The organism is Methylobacterium sp. 275MFSha3.1 (assembly GCF_900108435.1).
Taxonomy (GTDB): Bacteria; Pseudomonadota; Alphaproteobacteria; order Rhizobiales; family Beijerinckiaceae; genus Methylobacterium.
Window position 1 is genome coordinate 241976 of the sequence record NZ_FNWP01000006.1, and the last position, 15694, is coordinate 257669.

General features: G+C 68.8%; 12 protein-coding genes. 9 read left to right on the forward strand and 3 right to left on the reverse strand.

Annotation, left to right across the window (positions count from 1 at the left end):
• Positions 1–116: 116 nt before the first annotated feature.
• Positions 117–1178 (forward strand): polysaccharide deacetylase family protein, encoded by a 1062-nt coding sequence (locus BLW78_RS09145; protein ID WP_091678758.1) that lies wholly within the window; start codon positions 117–119, stop codon positions 1176–1178.
• A 25-nt stretch (positions 1179–1203) separates the two neighbouring features.
• Here BLW78_RS09145 and BLW78_RS09150 read toward each other — a convergent pair whose 3' ends face one another.
• The gene (locus BLW78_RS09150; RefSeq protein ID WP_056521486.1) at positions 1204–1860 is read right to left on the reverse strand and encodes a DUF2155 domain-containing protein; all 657 of its coding nucleotides are present in this window, start codon (positions 1858–1860) and stop codon (positions 1204–1206) included.
• A 128-nt stretch (positions 1861–1988) separates the two neighbouring features.
• Positions 1989–2405, reverse strand: coding sequence for an NADH:ubiquinone oxidoreductase subunit NDUFA12 (locus tag BLW78_RS09155; RefSeq protein ID WP_020091666.1), 417 nt, complete (start codon positions 2403–2405; stop codon positions 1989–1991).
• Positions 2406–2919: 514 nt separating this feature from the next.
• Between BLW78_RS09155 and BLW78_RS09160 the strand changes: the two genes are divergently transcribed.
• Together BLW78_RS09160 and BLW78_RS09165 are read left to right on the forward strand one after the other, a co-directional pair.
• Positions 2920–6651 (forward strand): vitamin B12-dependent ribonucleotide reductase, encoded by a 3732-nt coding sequence (locus BLW78_RS09160; protein WP_091678761.1) that lies wholly within the window; start codon positions 2920–2922, stop codon positions 6649–6651.
• Between the two features lie 463 nt (positions 6652–7114).
• Positions 7115–7843: an SDR family NAD(P)-dependent oxidoreductase gene (locus BLW78_RS09165; RefSeq protein WP_091678764.1), complete on the forward strand. Its 729-nt coding sequence runs from the start codon at positions 7115–7117 to the stop codon at positions 7841–7843.
• Positions 7844–7906: 63 nt separating this feature from the next.
• Here BLW78_RS09165 and BLW78_RS09170 read toward each other — a convergent pair whose 3' ends face one another.
• On the reverse strand, positions 7907–8302 hold the full coding sequence (locus BLW78_RS09170) for a tautomerase family protein (protein WP_091678768.1): 396 nt from the start codon (positions 8300–8302) through the stop codon (positions 7907–7909).
• Positions 8303–8419: 117 nt separating this feature from the next.
• On the opposite strand from BLW78_RS09170, the gene BLW78_RS09175 reads away from it, so the two are divergent.
• The 6 genes from BLW78_RS09175 to BLW78_RS09200 all read left to right on the forward strand — a co-directional run bounded on the left by BLW78_RS09175 (position 8420) and on the right by BLW78_RS09200 (position 15358).
• A complete protein-coding gene (locus BLW78_RS09175) occupies positions 8420–9304 on the forward strand; it encodes a LysR substrate-binding domain-containing protein (RefSeq protein ID WP_091678771.1) in 885 nt (294 codons plus the stop codon).
• Between the two features lie 362 nt (positions 9305–9666).
• Positions 9667–10056 carry a tautomerase family protein gene (locus BLW78_RS09180; protein ID WP_091678773.1) on the forward strand — a complete coding sequence of 130 codons (390 nt, stop codon included), beginning with the start codon at positions 9667–9669 and terminating at the stop codon, positions 10054–10056.
• A 280-nt stretch (positions 10057–10336) separates the two neighbouring features.
• Complete coding sequence (locus tag BLW78_RS09185; RefSeq protein ID WP_026604708.1) at positions 10337–11548, forward strand: ABC transporter substrate-binding protein; 1212 nt, start codon at positions 10337–10339, stop codon at positions 11546–11548.
• A 135-nt stretch (positions 11549–11683) separates the two neighbouring features.
• Positions 11684–12556, forward strand: coding sequence for a branched-chain amino acid ABC transporter permease (locus BLW78_RS09190; RefSeq protein ID WP_020091659.1), 873 nt, complete (start codon positions 11684–11686; stop codon positions 12554–12556).
• A gap of 38 nt (positions 12557–12594) precedes the next feature.
• Positions 12595–14643: a branched-chain amino acid ABC transporter ATP-binding protein/permease gene (locus BLW78_RS09195; RefSeq protein ID WP_091678776.1), complete on the forward strand. Its 2049-nt coding sequence runs from the start codon at positions 12595–12597 to the stop codon at positions 14641–14643.
• On the forward strand, positions 14636–15358 hold the full coding sequence (locus tag BLW78_RS09200; RefSeq protein WP_056521510.1) for an ABC transporter ATP-binding protein: 723 nt from the start codon (positions 14636–14638) through the stop codon (positions 15356–15358). Before BLW78_RS09195 ends, BLW78_RS09200 begins: the two co-directional genes overlap by 8 nt.
• The last annotated feature ends 336 nt before the right edge of the window (positions 15359–15694 follow it).

Here is a 15694-nt window from a genome sequence, read left to right on the forward strand (position 1 = left end):
CAGTCGTGGCTAATGATAGCTTGCTTTCGCCGCGGCCACGCATGCTTTCGGCTTTGTTTACCCGGGCGAGCCAAGGCTGTGCCGAGCTGGGCCGCGGGCCCGAACGGTTCAGGGCCATGCTGTCGTCGCGTGCCAAGCATCGGGTCTTCGCGTCCGGGTTCCGCGCGATCCAGGCGCTCGGGGCGGACCGCTGGCTCAGCCCCGCGGCGCGCGGCCTCGGCGTGATCCTCACTTTCCACCACGTCAGCCCCAACCCGGTCCCGGCCTTCGCGCCGAACCGCCTGCTCGGCATCACCCCCGAGTTCCTTGATCTCACCCTGCGCGAGCTCGATGCCCGCGGCTTCGAGATCATCGGTCTCGATTCGGTGCCGGAGCGGCTGGCCGAACCGGATTACGGGCCGCCCTTCGCGGTCCTGACCTTCGACGACGGCTACCGCGACAACGTCGAGCACGCCCGTCCCGTGCTGGCCCGCCACGGCGCGCCGTGGACCCTGTTCGTCACCAGCGGCTTCGCCGACCAGGCCGGGCGGCTCTGGTGGATCGAGCTGGAGCAGGCGATCGCGCGCCTGGACCGGGTGCGCATCGACGTCGGTGCGCGGAGTCTCGACCTTCCGGCGCGCAGCCCGCAGGAGAAGGCGCTGGCCTTCGAAGCCCTGTACCGCGACCTGCGGCGCGGGGACGAGGCGGACCTCCTCGACCGGATCGCGGCCCTCTGCCGGCAGGCCGGCTTCCCGCCCGGGCGCCTCGCCGCCGACCTGTGCCTGTCCTGGGCTGAGCTGCGCGCCCTCGCCGCCGACCCGGCCGTCACCGTCGGCGCCCACACGGTCAGCCATCCGATGCTCGCCAAGCACGCTCCCGCGATCGCGGCGCGCGAGATCGCCGAGGGGCGCGCGCGGATCGAGACGGAACTCGGGCGGCCGGTGCGGCACCTCTCCTACCCGGTCGGGGATCCGACCTCCGCCGGTCCGCGGGAATTCGCCCTGGCGCGGGAGATGGGCTTCGCGACGGCCGTGACCACGCGGCCCGGCCACCTCTTCGCCGAGCACGCCGCGCACCTCCAGGCCCTGCCCCGGGTGTCGGTGAACGGTTGCCACCAGACGCGCGCGGCGCTCGCCGGACTGCTCTCCGGCGTCCCGTTCCTGGCGTGGAATCGCGGGCGACGGCTCAACGTCGCCTGAGGCGACGACGCGCCCGCGCGCGGCGTCAGCGGAACAGCGCGTCGAACAGGTTCTGCGGCTGCTGCTGCGGCGGCGGGGCCGGCGCCGGCCCCTCGTTCGACGGGAAGAACTTCCGCGAGGGCTTCTGGCGGGGCTGCACCGGCACGCCGCGCGGCGCCTCCACGTCCACCTGCCCGTTGGCATTGAGCTGCTGGGCGGTCTTGGTCGCGTCCTTGCCGGGGCGCTTCGCCTTCTCGGGCTTGGCCGCCACGGCCGGGACGTCCTCCTGCTCCTTGGCCTCGGCGATCACGTCGCTGCCGCCCTTACAGTCGACCAACCAGACGTCGTAGATCGGATGCTCGATCGCGTGCAGGCCGGGGCTCGACGCGAACATCCAGCCGGTGAAGATGCGGCGGTACTTGTTGTCGAGGGTGACCTCGTCGACCTCGAGGAACGCCGTTGTCTTGGCGCTCTCGGTCGGCGGCCGCGTGTAGCAGACCCGCGGGGTGAGCTGCAGGGCGCCGAACTGCACGGTCTCGTCGACCGCCACCTCGAAATTGACGATCCGGCCGGTGATCTTGTCGAGGCCGGAGAACACCGCGGTCGGGTTCTTGATCTTGTCGGCGGCGGCGGGGCCGGCGCAGACGAGGAGCGCGAGGCCGGGGGCGAGCGCGCGGCGTGCGAGGGCGGTGATGCGGCTCAAGACTCGGACCCCTGGACGAGGGTGACCGGCCGCGCCAACGGGTGCGCGGCGGGCGATCGGGATTGACGCGTCATGAACACCGGAACGGTGGCGGCAAAAGGGCGCCGGCTCCGCGAAGCGTTGCGGCTCTACTCGCCCGGCGTCCAGGACACGTAGTCGCCCGTCGCGGCCGGCCGCTGGCCCCAGGAGAGCTGCGAGCCCGCCGGCCGGTACGCGTTCGCGGTGCCGGTCTGGTTCTCGATATGGGGCTTCTGCCACGCCTTCGGCTGGTAGGTCTCCTCGCTCGGCGCGACGTCGACGTTGTGGCAGAGCCAGCCGCGCCAGCCGGGGGGCACCTTCGAGGCGTCGGCGTAGCCGTTGTAGACGACCCAGCGGCGCTCCGAGCCCACCGAGCGGTCGATCAGCGCGCCCTCCGCCTTGTAGTACTTGTTCCCGAACTCGTCCTCGCCGACGAAGATGCCGGTGCGCGCGGTCTGGAGCGCGACGGAGACGGTCTGGCCGTTCCACCACGTGAAGATGCGCAGCAAAGTGTCCTTCAGCGCCATCGCCGGTCCCGGAATCGTGGCGCGCCGCGAGGGCGCTCGTGGGCGCCGTTATGGTGACCGCGCGCGTGTGAGTCCAGCCGCATGACGGAAGTGTCGCCCCGGGGCAACGCTCGGCCCGCGCTTTCGGCCTCCGGTTCCGGCCATCCGCCGGTTCCGCTCCCTAGGGTTGTGGATCTAAAATTTTCCCGATCCGATTCCCGAAAGCCGGAAGGACACTTATCCCGGCCCGGGACGATATCCACAGGCTTTTGCGAGCCGGCACAACATCTAGCGGGGAACAAGGCCGTCGAACACCACTTGTTGACGTGAGAGTGAAGGCGGCGGTAATCTCCCTGCATCGGTCGCGCCCCGCGGAAGTGGTGCGTTGGGCAGGGGCGGCCGTTCCTAATTTTCGTTCGCGGGACCGAGGCACGTCTCTCAGCCGGGCGTGGTCGGCCGCGAATCCCACTATCGGGCTAGACCCCGCGTCGCGCGGGGCCGGGACCCTCGTGTCCCGACGGGAGAGGTGTGTTTCATGCGGTTCGAGCGTCGCTACACCACGGCCGGACAATCGCCCTACGCCGGGATCCCCTTCCGCAAGGCCCTGAGTGAGATCCGCAACCCGGACGGCTCGGTCGTGTTCCGCCTCGACGGCATCGACGTGCCGGAGAGCTGGAGCCAGGTCGCGAGCGACGTTCTCGCGCAGAAATACTTCCGCAAGGCGGGCGTTCCGGCGCGGCTGCGCAAGGTCGAGGAGAACGCGGTCCCCTCCTTCCTCTGGCGCTCGGTGCCGGACGACGCGGCCCTGGCCGAGATCCCCGAGGACGAGCGCTTCGTCTCCGAAGCCTCCGCCACGCAGGTCTTCGACCGGCTCGCCGGCTGCTGGACCTACTGGGGCTGGAAGGGCGGCTACTTCTCGTCGGAGGAGGATGCCTCGGCCTTCATGGACGAGCTGCGCTTCATGCTGGCCCGCCAGATGGTGGCGCCGAACTCGCCGCAATGGTTCAACACCGGCCTGCACTGGGCCTACGGCATCGATGGCCCGAGCCAGGGCCACTACTATTGCGACCCCCAGACCGGCGTGCTGACCAAGTCGGCCTCGGCCTACGAGCACCCGCAGCCGCACGCCTGCTTCATCCAGTCGGTCCAGGACGACCTCGTCAACGACGGCGGCATCATGGACCTGTGGGTGCGCGAGGCGCGCCTGTTCAAGTACGGCTCCGGCACCGGCTCGAACTTCTCGATGCTGCGCTCGGAGAACGAGAAGCTCGGCGGCGGCGGCAAGTCCTCGGGCCTGATGAGCTTCCTGAAGATCGGCGACCGCGCGGCCGGCGCGATCAAGTCGGGCGGCACCACGCGGCGCGCCGCCAAGATGGTGATCGTCGACATCGACCACCCGGATATCGAGGCCTTCATCGACTGGAAGGTGAAGGAGGAGCAGAAGGTCGCTGCCCTGGTGACGGGCTCGAAGGTCGTCTCCAAGCACCTGACCCTGGTGATGAAGGCCTGCACGCAGTGCGAGGCCGAGGGCGATGCCTGCTTCGATCCGGAGCGGAACCCGGCGCTCAAGCGCGAGATCAAGGCCGCCCGCCGCGCCTCCGTGCCGGATTCCTACATCAAGCGCGTCGTGCAGTTCGCCCGCCAGGGCTTCACCAAGATCGAGTTCCCCGTCTACGACACCGACTGGGATTCGGAGGCCTACCTCACGGTCGCCGGCCAGAACTCCAACAACTCGGTCTCGCTGACCGACGATTTCCTGCGCGCCGTCGAGGCGGATGCCGACTGGCAGCTGACCGCCCGCACCACCGGCAAAGTCACCAAGACCCTGAAGGCCCGCGACCTGTGGGAGCGGATCGGCGAGGCCGCCTGGGCCTCTGCGGACCCGGGCCTGCACTTCAACACCACGATGAACGACTGGCACACCTGCCCGGCGGGCGGGCGGATCCGGGCCTCGAACCCGTGCTCCGAGTACATGTTCCTCGACGACACCGCTTGCAATCTCGCCTCGGCGAACCTGCTGACGATGTATGACCGGGACACCAAGCGCTTCGACGTGGAGGCCTTCGAGCACCTCAACCGCCTCTGGACGGTGGTGCTCGAGATCTCCGTGATGATGGCGCAGTTCCCGTCCAAGGAGATCGCGGAACTCTCCTACCGCTACCGGACGCTGGGTCTCGGCTACGCCAATATCGGCGGCCTGCTGATGACCATGGGCCTTCCTTACGATTCCGACGCGGGCCGGGCGCTCGCCGGTGCCCTCACCGCCATCATGACCGGCGTCGCCTACGCCACCTCGGCCGAGATGGCCGCGGAACTCGGCACCTTCCCGGCCTACGACGAGAATGCCGACGCGATGCTGCGGGTCATCCGCAACCATCGCCGGGCCGCCCACGGCGAGGCCGGTGGCTACGAGTTCCTGAACGTCGCGCCGGTCGCCCTCGACCACGCCAACATCCCGCAGGCGGATCTGGGCGACCATGCCCGCGCCGCCTGGGACCGGGCGCTCAAGCTCGGCGAGGAGCACGGCTACCGCAACGCCCAGGCCACCGTGATCGCGCCGACCGGCACGATCGGCCTCGTGATGGATTGCGACACGACCGGCATCGAGCCCGACTTCGCCCTGGTGAAGTTCAAGAAGCTCGCCGGCGGCGGCTACTTCAAGATCATCAACCAGGCCGCTCCGGACGCCCTGCGGGCGCTCGGCTACCGCGAATCCGAGATCGCCGAGATCGAGGCCTACGCGGTCGGCCACGGCTCGATGGGTCAGGCGCCGGGCATCAACCCGACGACGCTCCGCGCCAAGGGCTTCACGGACGAGAAGATCGCCGCGGTGGAGAAGGGCCTGAAGTCGGCCTTCGACATCAAGTTCGTGTTCAACCGCTGGACGCTCGGCGACGATTTCCTCACGCAGACCCTCCGGGTCCCCACCGAGAAGCTGTCGGACCCGACCTTCGAGCTGCTGCCGTTCCTCGGCTTCACCAAGAAGGAGATCGAGGCCGCCAACACCCACATCTGCGGGGCCATGACTCTGGAGGGCGCGCCGGGCCTGAAGCTCGAGCACTACCCGGTCTTCGACTGCGCCAACCCGTGCGGCCGGATCGGCAAGCGCTACCTCTCGGTCGAGAGCCATATCCGCATGATGGCGGCAGCGCAGCCCTTCATCTCGGGGGCGATCTCCAAGACCATCAACATGCCGAACGACGCCACGGTCGAGGATTGCAAGGCGGCCTACCTGCTGTCCTGGCGCCTCGCCCTCAAGGCGAACGCTCTCTACCGCGACGGCTCCAAGCTGTCGCAGCCGCTCAACTCGGCGCTCATCTCGGATGACGAAGACGAGGCCGATGAGGGGATCGAGGCCCTGATCCAGGCCCCGGCCGCCGCCAAGGCCGCCGCGGCCGCGGAGAAGATTGTCGAGCGGGTGATCGAGCGCGTCGAGCGGATCCGCTCCCGCGAGAAGCTGCCGGCCCGCCGGAAGGGCTACACCCAGAAGGCGGTGGTGGGCGGCCACAAGGTCTACCTGCGCACCGGCGAGTACGACGACGGCCGCCTCGGCGAGATCTTCATCGACATGCACAAGGAGGGCGCGACCTTCCGGAGCCTGATGAACAACTTCGCCATCGCGATCTCGCTCGGCCTCCAGTACGGCGTGCCACTGGAGGAGTACGTGGAGGCTTTCACCTTCACGCGGTTCGAGCCGGCCGGCTTCGTGCAGGGCAACGACGCGATCAAGAACGCGACCTCGCTCCTCGACTACGTGTTCCGCGAGCTGGCGGTCTCGTATCTCGGCCGCGCCGACCTCGCCCATGTCAGCCCCGCCGAGATCGGCGGCACGGTGATCGGCGGCGGCGAGAGCGGCGACACGACCCGCGAGGGCCCGAAGCCCGCGCCGGCCTCCTCGGTCGTGTCCCGCGGCCTGCTGCGCGGCTCGGCCGACCGGCTCACCCTGATCCAGGGTGGCCCGGCCGGTGCCAGCCTCGGCGTCGGCGCGGCGAGCGCCGGCCAGTCGGCGCCTGCCGGCGGCACGGTCCACGCGCTCCGCGGCAGCACGGCGCTGAAGGCGGAGCCTGCGGTGGCCGGTCAGACCGAGACGATCGCCGACACCCTCCCCTTCGCCAAGGCGGAGAGGAGCGTCGCCGACCGGCGGGCCGAGGCGAAGATGAAGGGCTACGTCGGCGAGGCCTGCCCGGAATGCGCGAACTTCACGCTGGTCCGCAACGGCACCTGCCTGAAGTGCGATACCTGCGGTTCGACGACAGGGTGCTCCTGATACGCCGACGGCTCGTACGATAAAGAAGGCCTAAGTTGCTTGCCGCTCTGAGTTGAACCTGCTGAGGTTTCAGCGAGATATATCTCAGAGCGGCATTCGACTGCCTGCGTCCGAGAGGGGCGCCGATTAGCGGACGATATCCGCGCTCACTGTACCGGTCAGTGATCCCCCGAAGATGTCGAGCATCTTCGGGGGAAGCTGCGCTTAGACGGACCGATGGTCTCCGCCCTGCGCGTGCGACGAGATCGAGATCTGTTCGCGATTAGCCTGTAGCGCCTGCGATGGCGCGGATCAGGCTTTTGTCCTGACCGGAGGTTGGAAGGGCGCGCGTGACGACGCGGTCATCGCGGCTGCCAAGCGGCCAGAGGGCGCCTATGTATCGGGCGAGGCAACGCCAGCCATCGAACCGGGCTGGTCTCCACTGAAGTTAGCCGATCCGCGCGCCCGCTGAGACGACGTCGCCATGACCTCATCGACTTCGACCAGCGCGGTCGTGATCGGCGCCTCCGGCGGTATCGGCCGAGCCCTTGTCTCCGGACTGGCCGCGAGCGGAGCCTACGCTCCGATCTTCGCCCTCTCGCGCTCGCAGCCATCGTTCCCGCACGGCATCCGCAGCCACGCGATCGACCTCACCGACGAGGCGTCGATCGCTGCGGCCGCGGCCGCGGTGGCGGAGGCCGGACCGGTCGGTCTGGTCATCGTCGCGACCGGCATCCTCCATCAGGACGGCGTCGCGCCCGAGAAGGCGCTGAAGGCGCTCGATCCCGGCGCGATGGCCGCCGTGTTCTCCATCAACGCGATCGGCCCCGCCCTCGTCGCCAAGCATTTCGTCCCCCTGCTGGCACGAGAGGGACGTTGCGTGTTCGCAGTCTTGTCGGCACGGGTCGGCTCGATCGAGGATAATCGCTCGGGCGGATGGTACGCCTACCGTGCCTCGAAGGCGGCTCTGAACCAGATCCTGCGGACCCTATCGATCGAGGTGGCCCGCAGCCGCCCACACGCGATCGTCGCCGGCCTCCATCCGGGCACGGTCGCTTCCAACCTGTCGCGGCCCTTCCGCCCAGATCCGGGTGCCCCCGACGTCTTTCGACCCGACGAGAGCGCAGCTCATCTTCTGCGCGTGCTCGGCGAGCTCGACGTGACGGACACCGGAAGCGTCTTCGCCTGGGACGGCGCGCGCGTCCCGGCCTAGGGCTCGGCACCGGTCAGCGCGAGGCGGCGGTCCCGCCAGGCAGATCGCGTTGCCCCGGACGGATCAGTCCGCGTCGTCCTGGACGTAGGACGCCAGGCCGTTGCCGAAGGACCACTCGTCGCGCGCGTTCGGCGACAGGACGATGAGCACGTCTTCCGGACGAAGACCGGGATCGGCGACGAGGTTGTCGGTGATCGCTCTGTAGAGAGCCTTCTTCTTGGCCGTGTCCCGCCAATTGCCCGCGACGATGTTGATGATTACCACGTCGTCGGTGCGGTGGAGCCCGAGATAGTCGGAATCGTAGATCAGTTCGTCCGACGCGTGCTGATGGATGAGGTGAAAGCGGTCGTCTGCGGGCACGCCGTAGGCGTCGCGCAGGCCGCGATGGATGCCGTCCGAGATGGCTCTGATATGGGCCGGTGACTTGCCCTTGAGGAGCGAGATCCGAACGAGGGGCATGGCTTGCGGTCTCCTGCGACGTCGAGCGGCTGACTGCCTTGACGCTCCCCGTTTACGCCCCCAGGATCGTCCGGAAAATTTGAAACACCTGAATAAAGACTTTCCGGAAATCGAAGCATGGCGACGCGCACCAACCTAGACATGGACGTGCTCCGCACCTTCGTGACCGGGTTCGAGCTCGGCAGTTTCGCCCGCGCGGCCGAGCGACTGGGGCGGTCGCAATCGGCTGTCAGCACGCAGCTCCGGAAGCTGGAGGAACAGGTTGGTCAGCCGCTCGTGCAGAAGGCGGGACGCGGTCTCGCGCTGACCGCCGCCGGTGAGAGCATGCTCGGCTACGCGAAGCGGCTCTTGGAACTCAACGACGAGGCGGTCGACCGGCTGCGCGGACCCGAGCTCGAGGGCTGGGCGCGGCTGGGCCTCGCGCAGGATTTCGCCGAGGGCTGGCTGCCGGCGGTGCTCAAGCGGTTCTCGCGGGCCTATCCGCGTGTGCGTATCGAGGTTCAGGTCGGGCTCGGCGCGCAGCTCGTCGAGAAGACCCTGAAGGGCGAGCTCGACGTCGCGCTGGTCTGGGGGGACGGCAGCGGTGCCCCTCACGCGCACCGGGTCGCCGAAGTGCCGATCCACTGGATCGGCCCCCCGGACCGGCCGGGTCTCGCGGACCCGGTCCGGGAACCCGTCCCGTTCGCGGCCTTCACGCCGCCGTGCACGTTCCGGTCCGCGGCCGTGTCTGCCTTGGACGGTCGCGGCTTGCCCTGGCGGCTCGTCTTCACCAGCCCCAGCCTCTCGGGACTCTGGGCCGCCGCCGAAGGTGGCTTGGGTGTCACCGCGCGCACCGCCGTCGGCCTGCCGAAAACGCTGAGCGTTCTCGATCCGGCCGCGACCGGCCTGCCGCCTCTTCCGAGCGCGTCACTGACACTCCACCAGGCCGAAGCCGAATTGGCGCCGGCCGTCGCGCGGCTCACCGATATTCTTCTCGAGACCATAAGGGAGCACGTCGCGTGAGGGCGCGATGGCCAGTGACGGGCTCTCGGAGCGCCGCAGACGCCCCCGGCCATCGAACATCAGTCCTCTCGGTCTCCGCCCGCGCGCGAACGGTGACCGATCGCCCTGGCCAGGACTTCTCGAGGAGAGACCGCGAGAGGCACCCGACCGCTGTTCGGACCTTGCCCTGACCGCGTCGCGAGGCTCGATCACGGGACGGCGGAGCCCAGGGTGACGTGGCTCCCGCCAGCGGAGATGAGGCCCCATCATTCGGTTTTGCCGAACACAGGGCGGTGAAATTTCAAATTATCCGAATTCTCAAGGTCACGTAAGCCTTCGTCCGTTGGCCGCCGCGGCGGTCGCGAAGCCACGGACCGACGACCATGCCCTTCATCAATGTCAAAGTCGCGGGCACGCCCCTCGCTCCCGAGCAGATCACGGCGATCCAGGCGGGCATCACCCGGTTGATGGCCACTGTCCTGCACAAGGTCGCGCCTCTGGTCGGCGTACTGGTCGAGGCGGTGCCTGTCGCGGGATGGAGCGTCGGTGCCGAGCCGATCGCCCGCGCCGCGCAAGTGGACGCCATCATCAGCGCGGACACGAACACGCCCGATGAGAAATCGCGCTTCATCGCTGAAGTAAACCAGCTCCTGAAGACCGTCCTCGGGGCCGAACTGGCGGAGGTGTCCTACATCGTCATCCACGAGGTGCCGAAGGACAGCTGGGGTTACGACGGCCTGACCCAGGCGGAGCGCGGGCGCCGCCGCGCATAGCTCGCAGCGTTCCGCAGGTGGGGGCGCCGGATCATGTGCCGGCCGACCGGCGCCGCCGGCCTATCACGAACGCGCCCGGCGCTTAATCCGACTGCCGGCACCAACGACGTGAAATTGTGGTGCCTGCAGCTTTTACGACATGTGGAACGGACAATCTGTATTAATCGTCTGGGATCGCCCAAAATCTCAGCTTGACGGCTCGACCCGTCTCGGGAGATCTCCCTCCCAGAGTGCCACGGTGAAGGGCACACCGCGCACGCGGAATCTTGGAGAGGAAACGATGGTCTTCGCAGGTCGCGCTGCAGCCGCGGTGCTGTTATTGACGATGGTGTCGGCCCCGGCGCGGGCCGCGGACCCGATCAAGATCGGGCTGAGCGGGCCCTATACGGGCGGCTCGTCTTCGATGGGTGTCTCGATGCGGGACGGCGCCAAGCTCGCCGCCGCCGAGATCAACAAGGCCGGCGGCGTTCTCGGCCGGCCGATCCAGCTGATCGAGCGCGACGACGAGGCCAAGAACGAGGTCGGCGCGCAGGTCGCGCAGGAACTGATCAACAAGGAGAAAGTCGTCGCGAGCGTCGGCTTCATCAATACCGGCGTGGCTCTGGCCGCCCAGCGCTTCTACCAAGAGGCCGAGATCCCGGTCTTCAACAACGTCGCGACCGGGACGATCATCACCAACCAGTTCAAGGAGCCGGACTACGACGCCAACTACGTCTTCCGGAACTCCGCCTACGACGTGCTTCAGGCCGGCCTGATGGTCGACGAGGCCCTCGCCCAGGGTCACAAGAAGATCGCGGTCCTGGCGGACTCGACCAATTACGGGCAGCTCGGGCGCGAGGACATCGAGAAGTATCTCGCGACCAAGAACGTGAAGCCCGTCGCGGTCGAGAAGTTCAACATCAAGGACGTCGACATGACGGCCCAGCTGCTGAAGGCGCAGCAGGCCGGCGCCGAGGTGATCCTGGCCTACGGCATCGGGCCGGAACTGGCCCAGATCGCCAACGGCATGGCCAAGCTCGGCTGGAAGGTTCCGATGATCACGAGCTGGCCGTCCTCGATGCAGAGCTTCATCGACATCGCCGGCACGAACGGCAACGGCGTGATCATGCCCCAGACCTTCATCGAGGATCAGACCCTGCCGAAGCGCAAGGCGTTCCTTGAGAACTACTACAAGACCTATGGCGTCACGAAGATCCCGACCCCCGTGGCCGGCGCCCAGGGCTACGACTCGATCTACCTCCTCGCTGCGGCGATCAAGCAGGCCGGCGGCACCGACGGCGCGAAGATCCGCGCCGCCCTGGAGAACCTGAACGAGAAGGTCGAGGGCGTGGTCACGACCTACGATAAGCCCTTCACGGCGAAGGACCACAACGCCATCTCGCGCAACATGGTGGTGTTCGGGAAGGTGCAGGACGGCAAGATCGTCTACGCCAAGGACGAGGACGCCAAGAACGCCGGCGTGGTTCGTCTGAAGGAGAAGTCCTCGAATTGAGGATCCGGACGCTGCGCCCGCGACGGGCGCGGCGGCTCCCTCGGGGCCGGCGGCGTCACAGCCCGCCGGCGCTCAGCACAGCGGTCCCGCGGCGCCCGCCGCGCGACCGGACGTCCCTCCGGCGACAGCGATCCCATGGAAATCCTGCTCCAGCTCATCGCGTCCGGCGTCGCGGTCGGCATGATCTACGCCGCCATCGCGTTCGGCTATCAGCTGACCTTCGCGACCTCGAAGACCCTCAATTTCGGCCAGGGCGAGGCGCTGGCCCTCGGGGCCCTGTTCGGCCTGACCCTGGTGCCGTTCGTCGGCTACTGGCTGATGATCCCGCTGGTCCTAGTCTTCGGCTTCGCCCTCGGAGCCGTGGTCGAGCGCCTCGGCGTGCGCCCGGCCGTGAAGATCAAGTCCGAGTACGGGTGGATCATGGCCACCATCGCGCTCGGCATCATCTTCAAGAACGTCGCCGAGAACGTCTGGGGACGTGACGACCTCAAATTCCCCTCTCCGCTGCCCGAGACGGCGCTTCAGGTCGGCGGCGTGCGCGTCCTGCCGATGGAACTGCTGATCGTCGCGGGCGCGCTGCTGATGATGCTGGCGGTGGAGATCTTCAATCGCAAGTCGATCTGGGGGAAGGCGGTTGTCGCCACCTCCAACGACATCGACGCCGCCGGGCTGATGGGCATCAACACCCAGAAGGTCATCACCCTCTCCTACTCGATCAGCGCCATGACGGCGGCCTTCGCGGGCGTGCTGGTGGCGCCCGTCACCCTGACCGGGGCGACGATGGGCTCCGTGCTGGCGCTCAAGGCCTTCGCGGTGGCGATCATCGGCGGCCTCGAATCCGGCCTCGGCGTCATCGTCGGCGGCCTGATCCTCGGCGTCGCGGAGACGCTGACCGGCTTCTACATCTCGACCGGCTACAAGGACGTGCCGGGCCTGATCCTGCTCCTCGTCGTCCTCTCCATCCGCCCGGTCGGCCTGTTCGGCAAGGCCGTCATCAAGAAGGTCTGAGCGTGACCTCCCGCGCAATTCTCACGGCAGCCTGAGCCATGGCGCAGACCCTCGCCCCCACCGAAGCGCCCGCCCCGGCGGCCGCCCCCAGCCTGTCGCGCCACGTCGGCATCCTCGGCGCCGTGCTGCTGGTCGTCGGCCTCGCGGTCTTCCCGCACGTGGTCACGAGCTCGTACTACATCCACCTGATGATCGTGATCGCGATCTACGCGATCCTAATCCTCGGGCTCGACATCGTGGTCGGCTATACTGGGCAGGTGAGCCTCGGCCATGCCGGCCTGTTCGGCGTCGGCGCCTACTCGGCGGCGGTGCTGTTCATGCACTTCAAGCTCGGGATCTGGTGGGGCATCCTGGCCGGGATCGGGGTGACCTCCGCCTTCGGCGTGCTGCTCGCGGTGCCGGCCCTGCGGGTGACCGGCCCCTACCTCGCCATGGTGACGCTGGCCTTCGGCACCATCGTCCAGATCTTCATCAACGAGCTGACGCCGCTGACCAACGGTCCCCTCGGCATCACCCTGCCGCCGGCCCGAGTCATCGACTTCTCGCTGCTGGGCCTCCAGGCCCCCTGGGGCGCGGCCGGCCGCAAGCTCGAATTCTACTACCTGGTCTGTCTGGCGCTCCTGGCCACGATCCTGGTCGTCAACCGGGTGGTGCGCTCGCCCTACGGCCGCGCCTTCGAGGCGCTGCGCGACTCGCCGATCGCCTGCGATTGCATGGGCGTCAGCGTCTACCGCTACAAGGTCTACGCCTTCGTGATCTCGGCGGCTTTGGCCGGCCTCGCCGGCGCGCTGTTCGCGTGGTCGGAGCGCTACGTGGCGCCGAACTCCTACGGGTTCGAGCTGACCGTGCTGTTCCTCCTCGCCGTCACGATGGGCGGCCGCAAGTCGCGGGCGGGGCCGATCATCGGCTCGGCGATCATCGTGATGATGCCGAACGTGCTCGCCGATATCGGCCTGGTGCGGATCATGGCGGGGATCATCGCCGCCGCGGCACTGGTCGTGGGCGCGCTCGCCTTCCTGCGCCGCCGGGAGAACCGGTTCGCCCTGCTGGTGCCGGTCGCGCTCTGCCTCGCCTTCTTCCCGGCCACGCTCGCGCTCGAATCGGTCACCGACTTCCGGCTGACGGTCTTCGGCCTGATGATCCTGTTCGTGGTGTATTACCTGCCGGACGGGATCGTGGGCTTCCTCCGCGAGAAGATCCCCGCCCTGCGCCCGGCCCACACGGCCGAGGGCAAGAGCCTCCACGCCGAGGGCGCGGCCCTCAGCGTGCAGAGCGGCGACCGGGGCGCCGACCCGCTCCTCACCGTCGATCAGGCGCTGATGCAGTTCGGCGGCCTCAAGGCGCTGGCCGGCGTCGATCTCACGGTGCGGCCGGGCACGATCCACGGGCTGATCGGTCCCAACGGATCCGGCAAGAGCACGATGATGAACGTGCTCACCGGCATCTACAAACCGACCGGCGGCAGCGTGACCCTCGCGCGCGGTCAGGGGACGAAGCGCCTCGACGGGCGCACCCCGTCGGAGATCGCCGCTGCCGGCGTGGCCCGCACCTTCCAGAACGTGCAGCTCTTCCGCGAGATGACGGCGCTCGAGAACGTGCTGGTCGGCCTGCACCACAGCTTCCGCGGCACCCTGTTCGACGCGATCCTCGGCACGCCCCGGCGGCGCCGGGAGGAGCGCGAGCAGCGCGCCCGCGCGATGGCGATCCTCGACTTCGTGGGCCTCGGCGCCCTGGCGCAGGTGGAGGCCCGCAACCTGCCCTACGGCAAGCAGCGGCTCCTCGAGATCGGTCGCGCGCTCGCCCTCGACCCGGTCCTGCTGCTCCTCGACGAGCCGGCCGCGGGCCTCACCGCCCCCGACATCGCCGAGCTGACGGCGATCATCCGCAAGATCCGCGATGCCGGCATCACGGTGATCCTGATCGAGCACCACATGGACGTGGTCATGGGCCTGTGCGACCGCGTCAGCGTCCTCGATTTCGGCCACAAGATCGCCGAGGGCAGCGCCCGCGAGGTCCAGGCCGATCCGAAGGTGGTCGAGGCCTATCTCGGTAGCCCCGTCGCCGACGAGGAGATGACCCATGCTTGAGGTCACGGGTCTGTCGGCCGGCTACGGCCAGGTCGAGGTTCTGCACGGCCTCGACTTCCAGGTTCCGAAGGGCCAGGTCGTGGCGCTGATCGGCTCCAACGGGGCCGGCAAGACCACCACGATGCGCGCCCTGTCGGGCATGATCCGGCCGCGGGCGGGCTCGATTCGCCTCAACGGACAGGAGATCGGCGGCCTCGAAAGCCACGACGTCGCCCGGTTCGGCCTCGCGCACTCGCCGGAGGGCCGGCGCGTCTTCCCGACGCTCTCGGTCGAGGACAACCTGACCCTCGGTGCCTTCCCGCGCCTGACCGGCTCGCGTCCGAAGGGCGACGTCGCGGCCGACCGCGAGCGGGCCTTCGAGATGTTCCCGCGGCTCAAGGAGCGGCGCGCGCAGCTCGCCGGCACGCTCTCGGGCGGCGAGCAGCAGATGCTCGCCATGGGCCGGGCGCTGATGCTGCGGCCCGAGATCCTCCTGCTCGACGAGCCCTCGATGGGCCTCGCTCCCAAGCTGGTGGAGGAGGTCTTCCGGATCATCCGGCTGCTCAAGGCCGAGCAGGTGACGATGCTGCTCGTCGAGCAGTTCGCCATGGCGGCGCTCGGCGTCGCCGACCACGCCTACGTGCTGGAGAACGGCCGGATCCGCTTCCAGGGCCCGGCGCAGCAGATGCGCAACGATCCGGCCGTGCGGGCGGCGTATCTCGGCGGCAGTCACTGACATCCGACCGCGGATCGGCGCCGCGCGTGGCCTGGGATGTCCCCCAGTCCCGGCGCCCGGCATGACCCTGTCTCGCCGGGGCCGGCGGGTCACGCCCGGCGCACTGTCGTCGGCGCGGCTCGCGAGTGCCTGACGGTCGGCGCATCACCCTCGCGGACAAGCGCCCGCGCTCGCGAACGCCCTACAGGATTGTCCGACGCCGGGGTGCGGGCGGCCCGGTGTTTGCTGAGGTTCGCCGGGGACAACGCTGAGGCCGGTCGGGCTCTGATGCCCGTAGGCCGCGCCGCCGCTCTCCTGTAGAGACCGTCGGGACGCGGCCGGCGCGACGGCCACACG